At 68.5% G+C, this 16,104-nt stretch carries 13 protein-coding genes and 2 pseudogenes; 11 read left to right on the forward strand and 4 right to left on the reverse strand.

The genetic code is table 11. The features are described from left to right. Positions 1-433: 433 nt before the first annotated feature. Both rdgB and hemW read left to right on the forward strand, forming a co-directional pair. Positions 434-1,036 (forward strand): RdgB/HAM1 family non-canonical purine NTP pyrophosphatase, encoded by a 603-nt coding sequence (gene rdgB, locus ACIQTU_RS00520; RefSeq protein ID WP_400540752.1) that lies wholly within the window; start codon positions 434-436, stop codon positions 1,034-1,036. Positions 1,037-1,106: 70 nt separating this feature from the next. Next, positions 1,107-2,237 carry a radical SAM family heme chaperone HemW gene (hemW, locus tag ACIQTU_RS00525; RefSeq protein WP_400543687.1) on the forward strand — a complete coding sequence of 377 codons (1,131 nt, stop codon included), beginning with the start codon at positions 1,107-1,109 and terminating at the stop codon, positions 2,235-2,237. Positions 2,238-2,241: 4 nt separating this feature from the next. Here the strand turns inward: hemW and ACIQTU_RS00530 are convergent, their stop codons facing one another. Continuing rightward, positions 2,242-2,931, reverse strand: a complete 690-nt coding sequence (locus tag ACIQTU_RS00530; RefSeq protein WP_400540755.1) for an alpha/beta hydrolase — start codon at positions 2,929-2,931, stop codon at positions 2,242-2,244. A gap of 116 nt (positions 2,932-3,047) precedes the next feature. On the opposite strand from ACIQTU_RS00530, the gene rsmI reads away from it, so the two are divergent. The 5 genes and pseudogenes from rsmI to ACIQTU_RS00555 form a co-directional block, all read left to right on the forward strand. Further along, positions 3,048-3,923 (forward strand): 16S rRNA (cytidine(1402)-2'-O)-methyltransferase, encoded by an 876-nt coding sequence (rsmI, locus tag ACIQTU_RS00535; protein WP_400540758.1) that lies wholly within the window; start codon positions 3,048-3,050, stop codon positions 3,921-3,923. Continuing rightward, on the forward strand, positions 3,920-4,348 hold the full coding sequence (locus ACIQTU_RS00540) for a YraN family protein (RefSeq protein WP_400540761.1): 429 nt from the start codon (positions 3,920-3,922) through the stop codon (positions 4,346-4,348). Before rsmI ends, ACIQTU_RS00540 begins: the two co-directional genes overlap by 4 nt. Then, positions 4,345-5,157, forward strand: coding sequence for a SirB1 family protein (locus ACIQTU_RS00545; protein WP_400540764.1), 813 nt, complete (start codon positions 4,345-4,347; stop codon positions 5,155-5,157). The genes ACIQTU_RS00540 and ACIQTU_RS00545 overlap by 4 nt, the downstream gene beginning before the upstream one ends. 121 nt (positions 5,158-5,278) lie before the next feature. Then, the gene (gene gshB, locus ACIQTU_RS00550) at positions 5,279-6,229 is read left to right on the forward strand and encodes a glutathione synthase (RefSeq protein WP_400540767.1); all 951 of its coding nucleotides are present in this window, start codon (positions 5,279-5,281) and stop codon (positions 6,227-6,229) included. 77 nt (positions 6,230-6,306) lie between these two features. Beyond that, positions 6,307-6,948, forward strand: a pseudogene (locus ACIQTU_RS00555) (magnesium chelatase domain-containing protein); the annotation flags it as partial. A 1,726-nt stretch (positions 6,949-8,674) separates the two neighbouring features. Here ACIQTU_RS00555 and ACIQTU_RS00560 read toward each other — a convergent pair. Next, the gene (locus ACIQTU_RS00560) at positions 8,675-9,172 is read right to left on the reverse strand and encodes a hypothetical protein (RefSeq protein WP_400540770.1); all 498 of its coding nucleotides are present in this window, start codon (positions 9,170-9,172) and stop codon (positions 8,675-8,677) included. Positions 9,173-9,426: 254 nt separating this feature from the next. Beyond that, positions 9,427-9,621 carry a hypothetical protein gene (locus ACIQTU_RS00565; protein WP_400540773.1) on the reverse strand — a complete coding sequence of 65 codons (195 nt, stop codon included), beginning with the start codon at positions 9,619-9,621 and terminating at the stop codon, positions 9,427-9,429. 234 nt (positions 9,622-9,855) lie between these two features. Here ACIQTU_RS00565 and ACIQTU_RS00570 point away from each other — a divergent pair, with 234 nt between their 5' ends. After that, on the forward strand, positions 9,856-10,152 hold the full coding sequence (locus tag ACIQTU_RS00570; RefSeq protein ID WP_400540776.1) for a hypothetical protein: 297 nt from the start codon (positions 9,856-9,858) through the stop codon (positions 10,150-10,152). Between the two features lie 19 nt (positions 10,153-10,171). Here the strand turns inward: ACIQTU_RS00570 and ACIQTU_RS00575 are convergent, their stop codons facing one another. Then, the gene (locus ACIQTU_RS00575) at positions 10,172-11,761 is read right to left on the reverse strand and encodes a recombinase family protein (protein WP_400540779.1); all 1,590 of its coding nucleotides are present in this window, start codon (positions 11,759-11,761) and stop codon (positions 10,172-10,174) included. A 53-nt stretch (positions 11,762-11,814) separates the two neighbouring features. Between ACIQTU_RS00575 and ACIQTU_RS00580 the strand changes: the two are divergent. The 3 genes and pseudogenes from ACIQTU_RS00580 to ACIQTU_RS00590 all read left to right on the forward strand — a co-directional run. After that, positions 11,815-12,762, forward strand: a pseudogene (locus ACIQTU_RS00580) (ATP-binding protein); the annotation flags it as partial. Between the two features lie 54 nt (positions 12,763-12,816). Beyond that, on the forward strand, positions 12,817-14,355 hold the full coding sequence (locus ACIQTU_RS00585) for a response regulator (RefSeq protein ID WP_400540782.1): 1,539 nt from the start codon (positions 12,817-12,819) through the stop codon (positions 14,353-14,355). Positions 14,356-14,398: 43 nt separating this feature from the next. Then, positions 14,399-16,078: an AmpG family muropeptide MFS transporter gene (locus ACIQTU_RS00590; RefSeq protein ID WP_400540785.1), complete on the forward strand. Its 1,680-nt coding sequence runs from the start codon at positions 14,399-14,401 to the stop codon at positions 16,076-16,078. The last annotated feature ends 26 nt before the right edge of the window (positions 16,079-16,104 follow it).

Consider the following 16,104-nt stretch of genomic DNA (forward strand, 5'->3'; position numbering starts at 1 on the left):
CTGGCCGGGTGTTCAGGCGGCGATCGCCGCGCGGGGTCCGGCGAACCCTCACGCGGCGCTATTCTTCGCGGTGTTCATGCTGATCGTCAAAGCCCCCGATGTGATCCGGATTTGGATCACAGGCTCTGGATCAACAGGGCGACGGCGGCGGCGGGCAGGGAGGCCAGCAGCAGGGCGTTGAAGAAGCCGTGGCCGACGCGGTCCATCCAGATCGAGGTTTTCATCGCTTGCATCGTATCTCTCCGTTGTTGCACGATTTTCGTGCGTTTCTGTTGTGTCGCTGGGTGAACGTTGCGTCTTTATCGCTTCGTTTGAACGGTGCGACCCCCGTTCTTGAGATTGAAGATAGGGGCGACCCCGTCGAAAAGCACGTTACATATCGTTTAACGATGTTAAACTTCCGCAATGCATAGGACGGGACTAAGGTGGCCCCATGAATCTCAAGCTGATCAAAGGGATGCGGCTGGTGGCCGCGACCCACAATCCGGGCAAGGCGCGCGAGATCGAAGCCTTGCTGGATGGAAATTACAGGATCGTCACGGCCGGCAGCCTCAACCTGCCCGAACCGGACGAGACCGAGAGCACCTTCGTCGGCAACGCCATGCTGAAGGCGCGCCACGCGGCCGAGGCCTCGGGCGAGGTCTCGCTGGCCGACGACTCCGGCCTGTCGGTCGCGGCCCTGGACGGAGCGCCGGGCATCTTCTCGGCGCGCTGGGCTGGCCCGGGCAAGGACTTCGCCCTGGCCATGAAGAAGGTTGAGGAGCGGCTGGAGGAGGTCGGCTCGACCGATCACCGCGCCTGGTTCACGTCGGCGCTTGCGGTGGCCTGGCCCGACGGCCCCTGCGTGGTGGTCGAGGGCCGCATCGACGGCGAACTTGTCTTCCCGCCGCGCGGCGACCGGGGCTTCGGCTACGACCCCATTTTCCGGCCCGAGGGCTCGGCGCTGACCTTTGGCGAGATGGACCCGGTTGAGAAGGACGCCCTCAGCCACCGCGCCCGCGCCTTCGACCGGCTCAAGGCCGCGCTGATTGACTGAGACCACGCCCTCCCTTCTAGCCTCTCAAGCAGTCGCCTTCCGCGAAGGCGGCGATAGGGCCCCCAAGGAAGTGGCGCTCTATGTCCATTGGCCCTACTGCGCCCGCATCTGTCCCTATTGCGACTTCAACGTCGTGCGCGACCGGGGGCGGGTCGAGGAGCAAGCCGGGCTGGTCCAGGCCATTCTGACGGACATGACCGCGCAAGCCGCCCTGGTCGGGCCGCGCCGTCTGGCCTCCATCTTCTTCGGCGGCGGCACCCCCTCGCTGATGCCGCCCGAGGCGGTGGCGGCGGTGATCGCGCGGGCCAAGGCGCTGTTTCCTCCGGCAGGAGACATAGAGATCACGCTGGAGGCCAATCCCACCGACGCCGAGGCGGGCCGCTACGCCGAACTGGCCGTCGCCGGGATCAACCGCCTGTCGATGGGGGTGCAGTCGTTCGACGACGCCGCGCTGAATTTTCTCGGCCGCGACCATTCGGCGGCGGAGGCGCGGCGCGCGGTCGAGACGGCGGGCAAGGCCTTCCCACGCCTGTCGATCGACCTCATCTACGCCCGGCCGGGGCAATCCGTGGCCGACTGGACGGCCGAGCTGACCACGGCGCTGGACCTGGGGTTCGAGCACATCTCGCCCTATCAACTGACCATTGAGCCGACGACGGCCTTTGGCCGGGCCTTTGCGCGCGGAACCCTGACCCCGCCGGACGAGGATCTGGCCGCGTCCCTCTATGAGGCCACGCAGACCATGCTCGAGGGCGCGGGGTTCGAGGCCTATGAGGTGTCCAACCACGCCCGCGACCTCGCTGCCCGGTCGAGCCATAACCTGCACGTCTGGCGCGGCGGCGACTATCTGGGCCTCGGCCCCGGCGCCCATGGGCGGTTGACGCTGGACGGAGTGCGGACGGCTACCGTCGCCCATCGCCGCATCGCCGACTATGTCGCGGGCGTCGCGAACGGCGCGCCCTGGGCCGAGCGCGAGACGCTGGATGCGCCTGGCGCCGCCGAGGAACTGGTGTTGCTAGGTCTGCGCACCGTCGAGGGCGTGCCTCTGACGCTGCTGCACTCTCTGAGCCTGTCCGAGACGACCGGCCCGTTGGCCGACCTGATCTCTGACGGCTTCCTGACGCTGACCGAGGGCCGGGTGGCAGCCACCGCCACGGGCCGTCCGGTGCTGGACGCCGTGCTGCGGGCCTTGCTGACCTAAACGCCTAGACCGTGGCTGCGGCCTCTTCGATCAGGTCGCTGACCTCCTTGGGCCGCGAGGCCAGGGAGGCGTGGCTGGCGTCCAGGGTGATGGTCTTGCGCGGCTCCATCCGCGACGCCATCCGCGCCTGATTGGACGGGGCGATCATGTGGTCCTGGCTGGAGATCTGATACCAGCAAGGCTTCTTGCGCCAGGCGGCGGCGGTGATCGTGTCGCCAAAGGTCCCCGACAGCGGCGCCTTCTGCGTCACCGCCATGACCAGCGCCTCGTCCGCCGTCAGGTCCTGACAGAAGCTCTCATGGAACTTGTCACGCTTGATCCACAGATAGCCGTCGCTGTCCGGGACAAGGTTGGGGGCGGCGACCGGCAGGTCTTCCTGGGTGATGCCGCCGGGGCTTTCGCCAGCGTCGGGGGCGAAGGCGGCGATGAAGACCAGAGCCGCGACATTGGGCAGGTCGCCCGCCTGGGACAGCACCGCTCCGCCATAGGAATGGCCCACCAGAACAACGGGGCCTTCTTGCTGGCTCACCATCTTGCGCACCCGCTCGGCGTCGTCGGCCAGCGAGGTCAGCGGCATGTCGACAGCGTGCAGCGAGCCATAGCCCCGCCCCGCCAGTTCGGTGATGACCTTGCCCCAGTGGGCCGCGCCGCCCCAGAAGCCGTGGACGAGGACGATGGAGGCGGAATTGGACATGGTCGGGTTCCCGCGAGCGATCACCAGAGCGGCGTTCGGCCTCAAAGCGCGCCGTGGACGCGGCGCGTTCCCCGACGCGCCTTTCACGAGGCTGTGACGCCCTCTAGGATGGCGCCATGTCCGACGCCTCCCTGTTCCCGCCGACCGCTCCGCCCGCGCGCTCCGTCGCGCCCGGCCTCTATCTGGTGGCCACGCCCATCGGCAATCTGCGGGACATGACGTTGCGGGCGCTGGACGTCCTGGCCGCCGCCGATCTGGTCCTGGCCGAGGACACCCGCGTCACGGCCAAGCTGCTGACCGCCTATGGCTTGCGGGCCAAGCTGGAGCGCTGCGACGACCACGCCTCGGCCCGCGCTGCCGAGATCGCCATCGAGCGGCTGAAGGCGGGCGAGGTCGTGGCCCTGGTTTCCGACGCGGGCACGCCCCTGGTCTCGGACCCCGGCTATGTCGTGGCCCGCGCCGCCATCGCCGAGGGCCTGCCGGTCCATCCCGTCCCCGGCGCCTCCAGCCTGCTGGCCGCCCTCTGCCTGGCGGGGCAGCCCGCCGACCGGGTGCTGTTCGCCGGCTTCCTGCCGCCCAAGTCGGGGGCGCGCAAAACCATGCTGGAGGAGCTGCGCACCGGGCGTCAGACCCTGGTCTTCTTCGAGAGCGGCCCGCGCCTGAAGGACAGCCTGGCCGACATGGCCGAGGTGCTGGGCGACCGCCCCGCCGCCGTCACCCGCGAACTGACCAAGCTCTATGAGGAAGCCGTGCGCGGCAACCTGGCCCAACTGGCCGTCGACCCGCGCTGCGACGCGCCCAAGGGCGAGATCGTCGTGGTGGTCGGCCCCGGCGAGGCCGAGGTCGCCAGCGCCGCCGACGCCGACGCGGCCCTGGCCGAGGCCATGACCCGCCTGCCCCCGGGCGAGGCCGCCGCCGAAGTGTCCAAGGCGCTGAACCTGCCGCGCAAGCCGCTCTACAAGCGGGCGCTGGAAATGCAGGGCCGGGGGTGAAGCCCCGCCTGCGGCCCCGTCCGTCGCCACGTCGGCCCAAGTCGGGCTGGCGTCAGGCGCTGGGCGGACGGTCGCACCGGCAGGGCCACGGCGCCGAATGGATCGCCGCCCTCTGGCTGATGCTCAAGGGCTATCAGATCCTGGCCTTTCGCCTGAGGGGGCGCGGCGGCGAGATCGACATCCTGGCGAAACGCGGCCGCACCCTGGCGGTGGTCGAGGTCAAACGGCGGCAAACCCTCGAGGCGGCCATCCTGGCCCTGGGGCCGGAACAGCACGGTCGACTGGCTGTCGCCGGGGCGGCGGTGGCCCGCAGCCGGCCCTCGCTGCAGGGACTGAACTTGCGGATTGATATGGTGGCGCTGGCACCTGGACGATTTCCGCGTCATCTTCGCGGGGTGACCACGACAGGAGCGGACATCCGGTGACCCGGGACGAGGCGGAAACCATTCTGACCCAGGCGGGAACCGCCGGGGACGAGGGCTTTCCCCTGCTCGACTGCGCCGTCGCCTGCGCCATTCACGACTATCCCTTCCGCGACCCCGAGCCGGTTCGCCTGCTGGCCGATCAGGCCGCGCAGCGGGTCAAGGAACGCGCCGCCAATGAAAGTCCCGACGACGCCCTGGCTGAGACCATGGCCTCGGACCTGCGGCTGAACGGCGACCTTTTGAACTACGACCACCCCGGCAACACCGACATCATCGACGTGGCCGAGCGGCGGCGCGGCCTTTCGGCGGCCCTGGTGATCTTCTACCTCGACGCGGCCCGCCGGGCGGGGTTGAAGGCGGCGGCGGTGGACTTCCCGGGGCACGTTCTGCTCCGGGTCGAGACCCCCGAGGGACCGGTGGCGCTGGACCCCTTCAGTCAGGGACGTCTGGTCCTGCCCAGCGAACTGACGCGCCGCGCCCTGCTGGCTGGCCTGACACCGCACGTCGCCGACCGGCTGGACCTGCTGATGGCGCCGGTCAGCGACCGCCAGGCCCTGATCCGGCTGCAGAACGTCCTCTTCACCCGGGCCCTGATGGCCGAGGACTATGAGGGCGCCGAACGCTCGGCCCTGCGCCGCGCCCTGCTCGATCCCGAGGACCACCGGCCCTGGCTGGACGTCGCCGCCGCGCGTGAGAAGCAGGGGGCCCTGACCGGAGCGCTGCAGGCCCTGTCGCGCGCCCGCGCCGTCGACGGCCCCGCCGACGCCCACCGCGCCAGCATGGACCGGGTGCGGATGCGCCTGAACTGAAGCCTTGCGGTGCGTGCCCGGCGCCATCAAGTAGGAGCTTGAGCGTCTCAGCGGCGCTCAAGCAGCGAGCGCCCGCGGCGCGAGCGTTAGCGCCTCTACTGCGAACAAGGACTCCTCTCCCATGCTGAAAGTCGCCATCCAGATGGATCCGCTCGAGGCGGTGAACGTCGAGTCCGACACCACCTTCCTGATGGCCCTGTCGGGTCAGGCGCGCGGCCACAAGCTGTGGATCTACGACTTCCGCACCCTGGCGCTGGACGAAGGCCGTCTGTTCTGCCGCGCCCGCCCGGTGACGGTGAACACGGTCCAGGGCGAGCACGCCGACTTCGGCCCCGAGGTGATCCTGGACCTGGCCGAGGACGTGGACGTCATCCTTATGCGTCAGGACCCCCCCTTCGACATGGCCTATGTGACCGCCACCTATCTGCTGGAGCGGGTGCATCCGAAGACCCTGGTGGTCAACAACCCGGCCGAGGTGCGCTCGGCCCCCGAGAAGCTGATCGCCACCCTCTTCCCCGGCCTGCAGCCGCCGACCCTGGTGTCCTCGGACCCGATCGCCCTGGTCGACTTCCACCGCCGTCACGGCGACGTGGTGCTCAAGCCCCTGCACGGCGCCGCCGGCTCGGGCGTGGTGCGGCTCAAGGCCGACGACCCCAATCTGGAAGCCCTGATCGAGATCCACGCCGCCGGATCGCGCGACCCGCTGGTGATCCAGAAATTCATCCCCGCCGTGTCCAAGGGCGACAAGCGCATCATCCTGATCGACGGCGAGCCGGTCGGCGCCATCAACCGCATCCCGGCCAAGGATCAGGTGCGCTCCAACCTGCGCGTCGGCGGCACGGCGGCGCCGGTCGAGCTGACCCCCCGCGATCTGGAGATCTGCGCCGCCATCGGCCCCTATCTGAGGGAGCGCGGCCTGATCTTCGTCGGCATCGACGTGATCGGCGACTACCTGACCGAGATCAACGTCACCTCTCCCACGGGCGCCCAGCAGTTGCTCAAGTTCAGCGGCGTCGATGCGACGGCTCTGATGTGGGACGTGATCGAGAAGAAGAAGGCCGAAGCGGCCTGAGGCTAATCGCATAACGACGCTCTTGCAGTCGTTGCAAGTTCGTGATTTGTTCCCTCCCGGTCAGCGGGAGGGAGCCCATGGTTGCGCGGGTGGTGACGGTCGCTTTCGACGGGGTCGAGGCGCGCCGGGTCGACGTCGAAGTGCAGCAGGTGGCGACCCCTGCCGGGGCCTTCGCCATCGTCGGCCTGCCCGACAAGGCGGTGGCCGAGAGCCGCGAGCGAGTGCGCGGGGCCTTTGCAGGCATCGGCCTGGCCCTGCCGCCCAAGAAGGTCATCGCCAACCTGGCCCCCGCCGACCTGCCCAAGGAAGGCAGTCATTTCGACCTGCCCATCGCCCTGGCCCTGCTGGCCTCCATGGGTGTGATCGCGCCAGACGCTCTGGACGGTTGGGCGGCGGTCGGGGAACTGGGGCTGGACGGTCAGATCGCGGCCGTAGGCGGAACCCTGCCGGCGGCCATGGCGGCGGGCGCCATGGGACTGGGCCTCATCTGCCCCGAGGCCAATGGCCCCGAGGCCGCCTGGGCCGGAGAGACCGCCATTCTGGCCCCCCGCTCCCTGATCGGCCTGATCAACCATTTCCGGGGGACGCAGGTTTTGCGCGCGCCCGAACCCGGTCCGGTGACGGCCGGCGGCGCGGTCCCGGACCTGCGCGAGGTCAAGGGCCAGGAAAGCGCCAAGCGGGCGCTGGAGATCGCGGCGGCGGGCGGCCACAACCTGCTCATGTCAAGAACTAGAGACCTCGCGCGCTTTCAGCTGCGCCTGTGTCTCGTCGGAGAGTATGGTCCATTCCCGCTCGGGGTATCTTGGGAAGTCGGCGTCTCCCCATTGCTCGCTGCCGGGTACTGACGGGAAGTGGCGCCAAGCCAGTGGCTGCGCGATCTGGCGCACCGGCTTTCCTCGACGGTACAGCGATGCCAATCGTTTAATCCTGCTGCCCGCTTCGGTTGGTATGATCAGGCTGATCAGATGAAACAGGACTGTTGCGGCAGTTTCGCATGTTGTTGCCGACGGGGTGGTGCCTTTGTGGGCAGCGTCGTTGCGAGCTTTCCGAACTCCGTTGAGGAGCCCGTAGAGACGTTCGTCTAGTGCGCCGGTCTGGAAAAGAACTTCGGCTTTGTGCGCGGCAGTCCAACTGCGGGAGCTCACAAACTGCGGGCGGTGCGCGACGGATGACCCGTTCGGGCGAATCCGATCATCCCATAGCCGATCGAGAAGGGTTTCCGCCGCAGTCCATAGGAACACGAGCGAGGCTGTGTACCGTTGGGCTTTAAGGGCAGCGAGTCCGTCTAGCAGAATGGTCGGGTTTAGCTCGGGTATCTGTCGCGCTAGAGGTCGGCCAACGGCCAGTGCGCCGTTGATGTCGGCTGCGGTGTAGGTTTGTGGCTGAACCAAGCAGATCGAGTCATAGGTGCTGACGTCTCCAGCTTGCAGCGCCCTTAGGCGAGTGAAGTTGATCCCTGGCCCTCCGCTCGTCACGTGGAAGTAGCCGGTGCTGTATGCAACGCCTTGGCCGACATCTTCAGGCGCAGCCGCATCGAAGGCGACGCCCCCGAGTAGGAGCTCGAACAGGAAGCGATTAACGGCGTCGATTGCTACCTGAGGCGTTACGCCACGAAGCGGAGGGAGGATAATCGCAGCGGTGTAGCTGATTAGACCCGGGAGAGGTCCAAGGCCGAGATCGACCTCCATCGTGGTGCGGCAAAGTCGGAGGCGGTCATAGCTGTGTTGGTTCACATCAGAGATTGAGACGCTAAGCGAGTCCGTTTCGTCCAGCGTTATGAGGCTGAACGGTCCGGTCGCCACGACGAGACAGGTCAGCTGTTTTGATGGATCATCCAATGCAAGCTCCTAGCTTGGTGGCATGGGGTAGGCGTCTCTGTACAAAAAAAGCAGGGGCATGGGCGCCCACGCCGAGGATGTGGCGCTTCCCGACTGAACAGCAGGCGTGGCCAAAAGGCGTCCATGTTTGCACGGGTTCATTTCCGTGGACCTCGGAGTCCGGGGCGCCTATGGCCAAGCTCCCCTCGCGGGGACATGACCACAATCGACTCCAGGCACCATGACCGACTCCTCGACCTCCTGCCCCCTCGACCCTGCTCACGCCTACCTCCTCGAGTCGTCGCGGGACCACCTGTTCGCACCGAGCGGCTCTGCTTCGACGCGGCGTGATCGCAGCACCCAAGAACTCCTCGCCAGCGTCGGTGCTTTCCGGCAGCGCCTGAAGGCCTTTGGGCTCGTCCCGTCAGCTACGCCGTCCACCCATTAGGACGCTCCTCGACACAGGTCGCACACCTCGAGCCCCTGCCGGGATGCGACCGACGCCGACCCCCACCGGGGGTAATCAATCGTCGGCGCATACGTACATGGGCTCTCGGGGGTGTGACCCGAAAAGCCGCAGGTCAGGACTACGCGGGACGCCGGGCGGTGTCGTCGGAGCCGGATAGCTCTAGCCGTCCGCTGCGGCCCGCCCTGCACGGCGCTCCGTGGCCTCGCGCTCAATCCGCATAGAACGGCCCCGGCTCCAACCGTCCAAGCCCGACGCCGCCAACTGCAGGCCTGCGCCGAGGGCGTTGGTCTTCGGGTTGCGGGAGTACATGGCGTTCGCCTCGGCGCGGACACTCTCCCGCTGGCTCTGGGCGTTCATACGGGTGCGCTCCTGAGAGAGTTGGGTCTGCATCAGGCTGTCCTTGAGCAGGGCCTCGATGCTGCCTCCGAACTGGAGCCCAGCCTCCCCGGCAGCGACCTTGATACGGGCCTGCTCCTTCCGTTGGAGCCGGAGCCGGTCGTTGACCTCGCTGACCTCAGCCTTGGCGATCTCTGCCTCGGACTGAGCAAGCTGGCTGTCGATGGTGCGGCTGGCTGCCGACGCAGCCTTGTTGCCCGCGTAGATGTTGGCGGCGGTGGTGGTTAGGGCGACGGCAGCCATGGTGAAGGGGTCGCACATGGCGGACTCCGAGGTTGAGGGTTGAGGGGTACGGCAACGACGATGTCGTCGGTCCAGCTGCACTGGGATGGGGTAGGCAAGGTCTGCCGAGGACGATCTCCCCTCCCGAAGCGCTGTACCTCCAGTCCGTCTAGGACGCGGAGGTGTCTCCTCGGCGGGGAGAACTCAGGGGTCGATCCACGGCCATCCTTAGGCAACCTTAGGATAACCTTGGGGTTGGGCCTTCTCGGCCCCCTAGACCGCCACTTAATTGGTCACGCCTCGTTCAGGAGGACGACCGGGCGTCCACCGGGAAGCCCAAGGCCGGTTCTACCCGCATAGCGTTTCCGGTCTTCCGCGATGCGGACGTAGGTGTCCGTGGTCGAACCCTTGGCGATGTTCAGGGCCAGGAGGGCATCGGTTCCGAAGAACCACGGCTGCCCGTCGATCTGGACGGTGCGGATGTTCACGGGGTCCGCGTCGGAGCGGGCGAAGGCGAAGGTGTCGGCATCCTCTAAATGCGGCTGGGAGAGTCCGTGAGCGGCCCTCGACGTCCTTCCTACAGTCGGACAGCGAGGACCCGCCATTGAGTCTGCATGGGCCTTCCAGCGCCTTTCACGACCATGTCCACTTCTGCTCACTCCACGCCGTACGCCGCGTCCTGCTTGACACGAGCGCAGCCATTGCGTTCAGGGCGGCGGAAGGTGGCCATCGGCAGGAGGAAGAGCTTGAGGCAGTTTCTTAGGGAAGCCCGACAGGCGTGGATTCACGGCTTCACCAAGGTGACGGTGACGACGGTGATCGTTGGCGTGGCCTTCTTGTTCGCGCACATTCCCGCGTACCTGATGGCGCTGGCGAGCGCACGGGTCCTGTACGGGGTTCCCCTTAAGTATGCGCCCATAGGCGACGGGAGCATCACCGCCGTGGCCGTCATTATCGCCCTAGTGTGGGCACCGTGTGTCCTAGGCTGGGATCAGCGGCACCGGGCAGAGACCGCCTAAGAGGCTCAACGCCCTCCTGTCAGGGCTCCCAGCCCTCGACGGCATCAAAGGGGGAGCCGTAGCGGAACACCGACTCTCCCCCGTGTCTCCAGTGGAGCCGAAGCTCCCCCGCCACGTAGTCAACGACCACGGCAGTGAAGGTTTCCCGCAAGCTGGCGTTGGCGGTGGTCACATCGTCGAGGGGCAGGCCTGCTTTCGCCGCCTCCTCCAAGGCGTCGGACAGTCGCGTAAGACGGGCCGACAGAACAGGGGAAGCCGCTGCGGCCAGCGCGGTTTCGGCTTCTCTTCTGCGTTCCTCCAGGGCGGTTTGGAGCGCGTACAGTTCTGCGGTTCTCTCACGCTGTGCCCTAGAGAGGGCGCCGGGGCGGCGGCGGGCCGCGTCCAACTCCGACCGCTCTTCGACGACCGCACCCAGTTCGGTCTCGAGGTCATCCAGAGCGGCCTGCAGCCGAGCCTCGGCGTCGCCTGAAGGCGGTGCATCCAGTTCAATCTGAACGCGGTGGTCGAGGATCGCAGCGTCCACCTCGGCGACGGGGACGCCACGGTACACGCAGCCAGCCTTCCGCTTGGCCTTGGCGCAGACCAGATAGGTTCGCCCGCCTCCCGGTCCCTTCGAGACGCGGGTCATCGTTCCCTCGCAGTGAGGGCAGCGAGCCAGCCCGGCGAGGAGATGCCGAACGGCTGAGCCCGAGTGACGGCCTCGACGAGCGAGACCGGCCACGCCGTCCCGTGCACCGATGAGCGACTGTACTCGCGCCCATGCGTCGGGCTGGATGACTGCCGGGTAGTAGTCACGCACTTCGCTAACCGGGCTGCGCTTCGATCCGCCTCCGTCGAGGCGTTCCGTGACGTGCAGGACCGCCGTGCCGATGACGGCGGGGTTGTCGAGTATCTTGCGGACATAGGACCGGTGCCAGCCTTGGCTCCCGCCCCATGTGGGGACGCCGTCCAGTGTGAGCCCCTCGGCCACGGCATGCTGGCCCCGGCCCGCGATGGTCTCGGCGAAGATGCGACCCACGACGGCGGCCCTCTCAGGGATCGGCCTGAACCCGTCCCCATCGACCTCGAGCCAAGCAGGGGCGCGGACGGTTAGGCGGCGCTTGCTCGTCACTGCCTCGGCGCGCTTTGCCTGCCATACGGCCCGCATGCGACGGGCCTTAGTCTCGCTCTCTTCGTTGGCTCGCATCAGGACGAGGAGGCTGACCAAGAGGTCCGTAGGGTTCGCGTTGACGCTCGCCTCAGAGTACTCCCTGCCATCTCCCAAGGTCACCACGATGATCCCTGCCAGCAGCAGGGACAGGAGTGTGTTCTGCGCCGCTAGGATGCGGTCACGGGAGAGGCGGTCGAGGCTTTCGACGATGAGGTAACTTCCCGGCGGCACCGCCCCTTGGTGGACAGCCCGAAGGAACGACCCGAGCGCGGTATCGTCGCGCGTGTTAGCACCTCGGAAGCCGCTGACGCCTTCGTCGGTTAACTCCTCGTCGAGGGCGAGCTCGTGTCTCGCCGCCCATTCTCGGGCACCCTCAAGCTGACGCCTCTTGCTGTCCCCGAGGGCTTGCTCGGGGGTGCTGAAGCGGAGGTAGGAGTAGGCGCGGGGGCGGATGGTCATGACGTTCTCGACGGCGTGGATGCAACGAGTAGAGGTCTCTAGTCAATAAGAGGCTCTTCATCGGTCCGCCGGGTTCCGGCAAGTCGATGATGGCCCAGCGCCTGCCGGGCCTCTTGCCGCCGCTGACGCCGCAGGAACTGCTGGAGACCTCCATGGTCTGGTCAGTGGCGGGCTTGATCGATCGCGGCGCCCTGACCCGTGACCGGCCCTTCCGGGCGCCGCACCACTCCGCCTCCATGGCCGCCCTGACCGGCGGTGGCCTGCGGGCCAAGCCGGGCGAGGCCTCGCTGGCCCACAACGGCGTCCTCTTCCTCGACGAACTGCCGGAATATTCGGCCCAGGCGCTGGACAGCCTGCGTCAGCCGCTGGAGACGGGCGAGATCGTCGTGGCGCGGGCCAACGCCCACGTGCGCTATCCGGCGCGCTTCCAGCTGGTGGCGGCGATGAACCCCTGCCGCTGCGGTCTGGGCGGGGCCGGACGCGGCGCCTGTGGGAAGGCTCCGCGCTGTCAGCGCGACTATCAGAATCGCATCTCCGGCCCGATGTTCGACCGCATCGACCTGACGGTGGAAACCCCGCCCGTGACCGCCGCCGACATGGCCCTTCCCGCCCCCGCCGAAGGCACGGCCGAGGCCGCCGCCCGTGTGGCGACCGCCCGCGCCCAGCAGGAGGAACGGATCTGCGCGGCGGGCTACGACCCCGACAAGGCGCGCGATCAGGCCATCAACGCCCGCGCCTCGGGCGAGACCCTGGAGCGCTTCGCCGCCCCCGACGACGCGGGTCGCGCCTTGCTGATGCGGGCGGGCGAGGCGGGCGGTCTGACCGCGCGCGGCTGGACCCGCACCCTGAGACTGGCGCGCACCATCGCCGATCTGGACGGTTCGACGGGCGTTCTGCGCCGTCACGTCGCCGAGGCCCTGATGTATCGCCGCACGACCGTCGGGGCGCAGGGCGATTTCGACCGCCAGACCGCGCACCGCAGCGAGACGCCCGCCTTTTGAGATCTGAAATCCTCGTTCGGCCACGCTTAACTCTTGGGCGCTAGGGTGGTCGCCATGGGACAGGCACGCAGAACGCACGCACCGACCGAAATCACGCCCGCCGCGCCGTCGGACGGGCCGGAACAGCAGTTCCTGCGGCTGATGAGCCATGAGATGCGCACGCCCCTGAACGGGGTGATCGGCATGCTGGGACTGTTGTCGCGGACCAGGCTGGACGGCGCTCAGCGCGCCTATGCCGAAGCCGCCCAGAAGTCGGCGGAACACCTGCTGGGCCTGGTCAACGACCTGCTGGACTTCGCCCGCCTGGAGGCCGGAGCGCTGGAGTTCGACGCCTCGCCGGTCGACCTGGAAGGCCTGACGCGCGGCGTGGCCGAACTGCTCAGCCCCAAGGCCCACGACAAGGGACTGGAGATCGCCTGGTCCGTCGCCGCCGACGCCCCTGATGTGATCGCCGACGAGGGCCGCCTGCGTCAGGTCCTGTTCAATCTGGCGGGCAACGCCGTGAAATTCACTGACCGGGGCGGGGTCCGCCTGACGGTCGAGCGTGCGGGCGGTACCGCCGCGCGTCCCCGCCTGGCCTTCGTCGTCGACGACACCGGCCCCGGCGTGCCGGAAGAGGCGCGCGGCCGCATCTTCGATGAGTTCGGCCACGCCGACGCCTCGGACGCCGCCCGCTTCGACGGCGCCGGTCTGGGCCTGGCCGTGGTCCGGCGTCTGGCCCAGGCCATGGGCGGCACGGTCGCCGTGAGCGATAGGCCCGACGGACCCGGCGCCCGCTTCCGCTTCGAGGCCCCCTTCGCCGTAGCGGCCGACGCTGCGACGCGCGAGCGTCTTCTGGACGGTGTGGCGGTGGCGGTGCGCACGCCCGATCCCTTCGTGCGCCAGGCGGCCACGGCCCAGATCGAAGCCTCGGGCGGGCGGGTCGCACGTCAGGCGGGCGTGACCCTGATCGACCACGCCATGGCCGAGGAGGGCGCCCTGATGGTCAAGCCGGCGCAGGGCGAGGCCATCATCCTGCTGAAACCCGGCGAGCGCGATCTGATCGACCGCTACCGGACGGCGGGTTTCCACGGCTATCTGATCAAGCCCCTGCGTCGCGCCTCCCTGGCCGAGCGGGTGCTGGCGGCGGCGGGCCGCCGCAAGGGTCTGGCGGTTCCCACAGCGCGCGCTCAGGATGACGACCGCGTCGCGCCGGTGGCCTTCAAGGGCCTGCGGGTCCTGCTGGTCGAGGACAATCCGGTCGGCGCGCTTCTGGCCAAGACCCTGCTGCGCCGCGAGGGCTGCGTCGTCCAGACCGCGGCCGACGGGCACGAGGCCCTGCTCACGCTGAAGGAAGCCCGTTTCGATCTGATCTTCATGGACATGCGGATGCCGCGCATGGACGGCCCCGCGGCGGCGCGAGCGCTGCGCGAGCGCGGCGAGCGGACACCGATCGTAGCCCTGACCGCCAACGCCTTCGCCGAGGACCGCATCGCCTGTCTGGAAGCGGGGATGAACGACCATCTGACCAAGCCGCTGGAGGCTGACGCCCTGCGCGCCGCCCTGACCCGCTGGACGAACGTCGGCAACCGCGCCAAGGTCGGCGCTCAGTAACCACGACCGCCCGTTTTCCGGCGGCGTCCCGCCGGAGAGCCGCATGACCGACACGAAGACGCCCGCTTCCGAGGTCGCGGCCCTGCAGCCGTCGCCGAAAGGCCTTGGCGTGCTGAAGGCGGCCTTCCGCGAGCGGCGCACCCTGGCCATGCTGCTGCTGGGCTTCTCCGCCGGCCTGCCCTTCGCCATGCTGTTCGGCACCCTGAACGCCTGGCTGTCCGACGCGGGCGTGTCAGTGGCCACCATCGGCGTCCTGTCCTGGGTCGGTCTGTTCGGCGCCTTCAAATTCCTGTGGTCGCCCTCGGTCGGCCTGACCCCGCCGATCATCGGCAAGATGGGGCGGCGCCGGTCGTGGCTGATCCTGTGTCAGGTGGTGCTGGTCGGCGCCCTGCTGACCATCGCCCTGTCGCATCCCGGCACGGGCGCGATCGCCCTGCTGGCGGGCGCGGCGGCGCTCGGCGCCTTCGCCTCGGCGACCCAGGACATCGTCATCGACACCTGGCGGATCGAGGTCGCCGATGAGCGCGTTCCGGTCGATCTGCTGTCGACCGTCTATCAGCTGGGCTTCCGCACGGCGGCGCTGGTCGGCGGCGCGGGGGCTCTGGTGCTGGCGGATCATCTCGGCTGGTCCTCGACCTTCGTCATTGGCGCGGGCCTGATGGGTCTGGGCCTGCTCGGCACCCTGATCGCGCCCGAGCCCAAGCCGGCGGCCAAGCAGGCCATCGCCCGCGAGCGCATCGGTTCGCCGCGCCTGCGCATGACGGCTCTGGCCGTCACCCTGATCGCCTGGGCCTGGGCCGCCGTCATGCTGATCCGCTTCATGGTCACGGCGCTGAGCGTCACCCCGGCGCCGAGCGCAGGCGAGTTCACTGCGACCTGGGGCCCCTGGATCGTCGGCGGCGCCGTCATCCTGCCGGCCCTGCTGGCCGGACTGATCGTCTGGCGCGGCGGCAAGACGGCGCAGACGCCCGCCGGGCGCGACGCCCCGGCCCTGGTCAACACCCTTTATGACGCCATCCTCGCGCCCCTGGTCGAGCTGATGGGGCGTCTGGGTTGGGGCGCGGTGATCGTCCTGGGTCTGATCCTGACCTATCGCATCACCGACGGGGTCTGGGGGCCGTTCGCCTTCCCCTTCTACATGGGCGACACTGGCGGAGCGCTGGGCCACACCAAGACCGAGATCGCCCTGGCCTCCAAGACCTTCGGCGTGATCATGACCATCCTCGGAATCGGCCTGGGCGGCTGGGCGCTGCTGGTGATCGGCCGCATGGCCAGCCTGCTGCTGGGCGCAGTCCTGTCGGCGGCGACCAACCTGCTGATGATGGACCTGGCGCTGGGGGCGCCGGTGATCCACGGCTTCATGCAGGTCAGCGGCCTCTACAAGCTGTTCGGCCTGTTCCATGTTGGCGAGCCTCTGGCGCGGCTGATGCTGGCCATCGCCGGTGAGAACATCGCCGGCGGCTTCGCCGGAGCCGCCTTCGTCGCCTATCTGTCGGCCCTGTCGAACAAGATGTTCGGCGCCGTCCAGTTCGCCGTCTTCACCTCCCTGGCCCTGCTGATCGGCACCCTGGGACGCGGCGCCCTGGGCGAGCTGATCGAGCGTCAGGGCTATGCCGCCATGTTCGTCATCGCCGCCTGGCTGGGCGTCATCGCCGTCGTCTTCTGCGCCGCCGAATGGGTGCGCCAGACGTTCGAACTGCGTCGCCTGAAGCGGACAGCCTGAAGCCCAAACGCAAAGAGGCGGCCCGA

The organism is Brevundimonas sp. NPDC090276 (genome assembly GCF_044772165.1).
GTDB lineage: Bacteria > Pseudomonadota > Alphaproteobacteria > Caulobacterales > Caulobacteraceae > Brevundimonas.

Excerpts from the sequence above, each read along its gene's own strand:
- ACIQTU_RS00575 (WP_400540779.1), bottom strand. The coding sequence starts at position 11,761 with ATGACCATCCGCCCCCGCGCCTACTCCTACCTCCGCTTCAGCACCCCC.
- rdgB (WP_400540752.1), top strand. The coding sequence starts at position 434 with ATGAATCTCAAGCTGATCAAAGGGATGCGGCTGGTGGCCGCGACCCAC.
- rsmI (WP_400540758.1), top strand. The coding sequence starts at position 3,048 with ATGTCCGACGCCTCCCTGTTCCCGCCGACCGCTCCGCCCGCGCGCTCC.
- ACIQTU_RS00560 (WP_400540770.1), bottom strand. The coding sequence starts at position 9,172 with ATGTGCGACCCCTTCACCATGGCTGCCGTCGCCCTAACCACCACCGCC.
- gshB (WP_400540767.1), top strand. The coding sequence starts at position 5,279 with ATGCTGAAAGTCGCCATCCAGATGGATCCGCTCGAGGCGGTGAACGTC.
- ACIQTU_RS00590 (WP_400540785.1), top strand. The coding sequence starts at position 14,399 with ATGACCGACACGAAGACGCCCGCTTCCGAGGTCGCGGCCCTGCAGCCG.
- ACIQTU_RS00585 (WP_400540782.1), top strand. The coding sequence starts at position 12,817 with ATGGGACAGGCACGCAGAACGCACGCACCGACCGAAATCACGCCCGCC.
- ACIQTU_RS00530 (WP_400540755.1), bottom strand. The coding sequence starts at position 2,931 with ATGTCCAATTCCGCCTCCATCGTCCTCGTCCACGGCTTCTGGGGCGGC.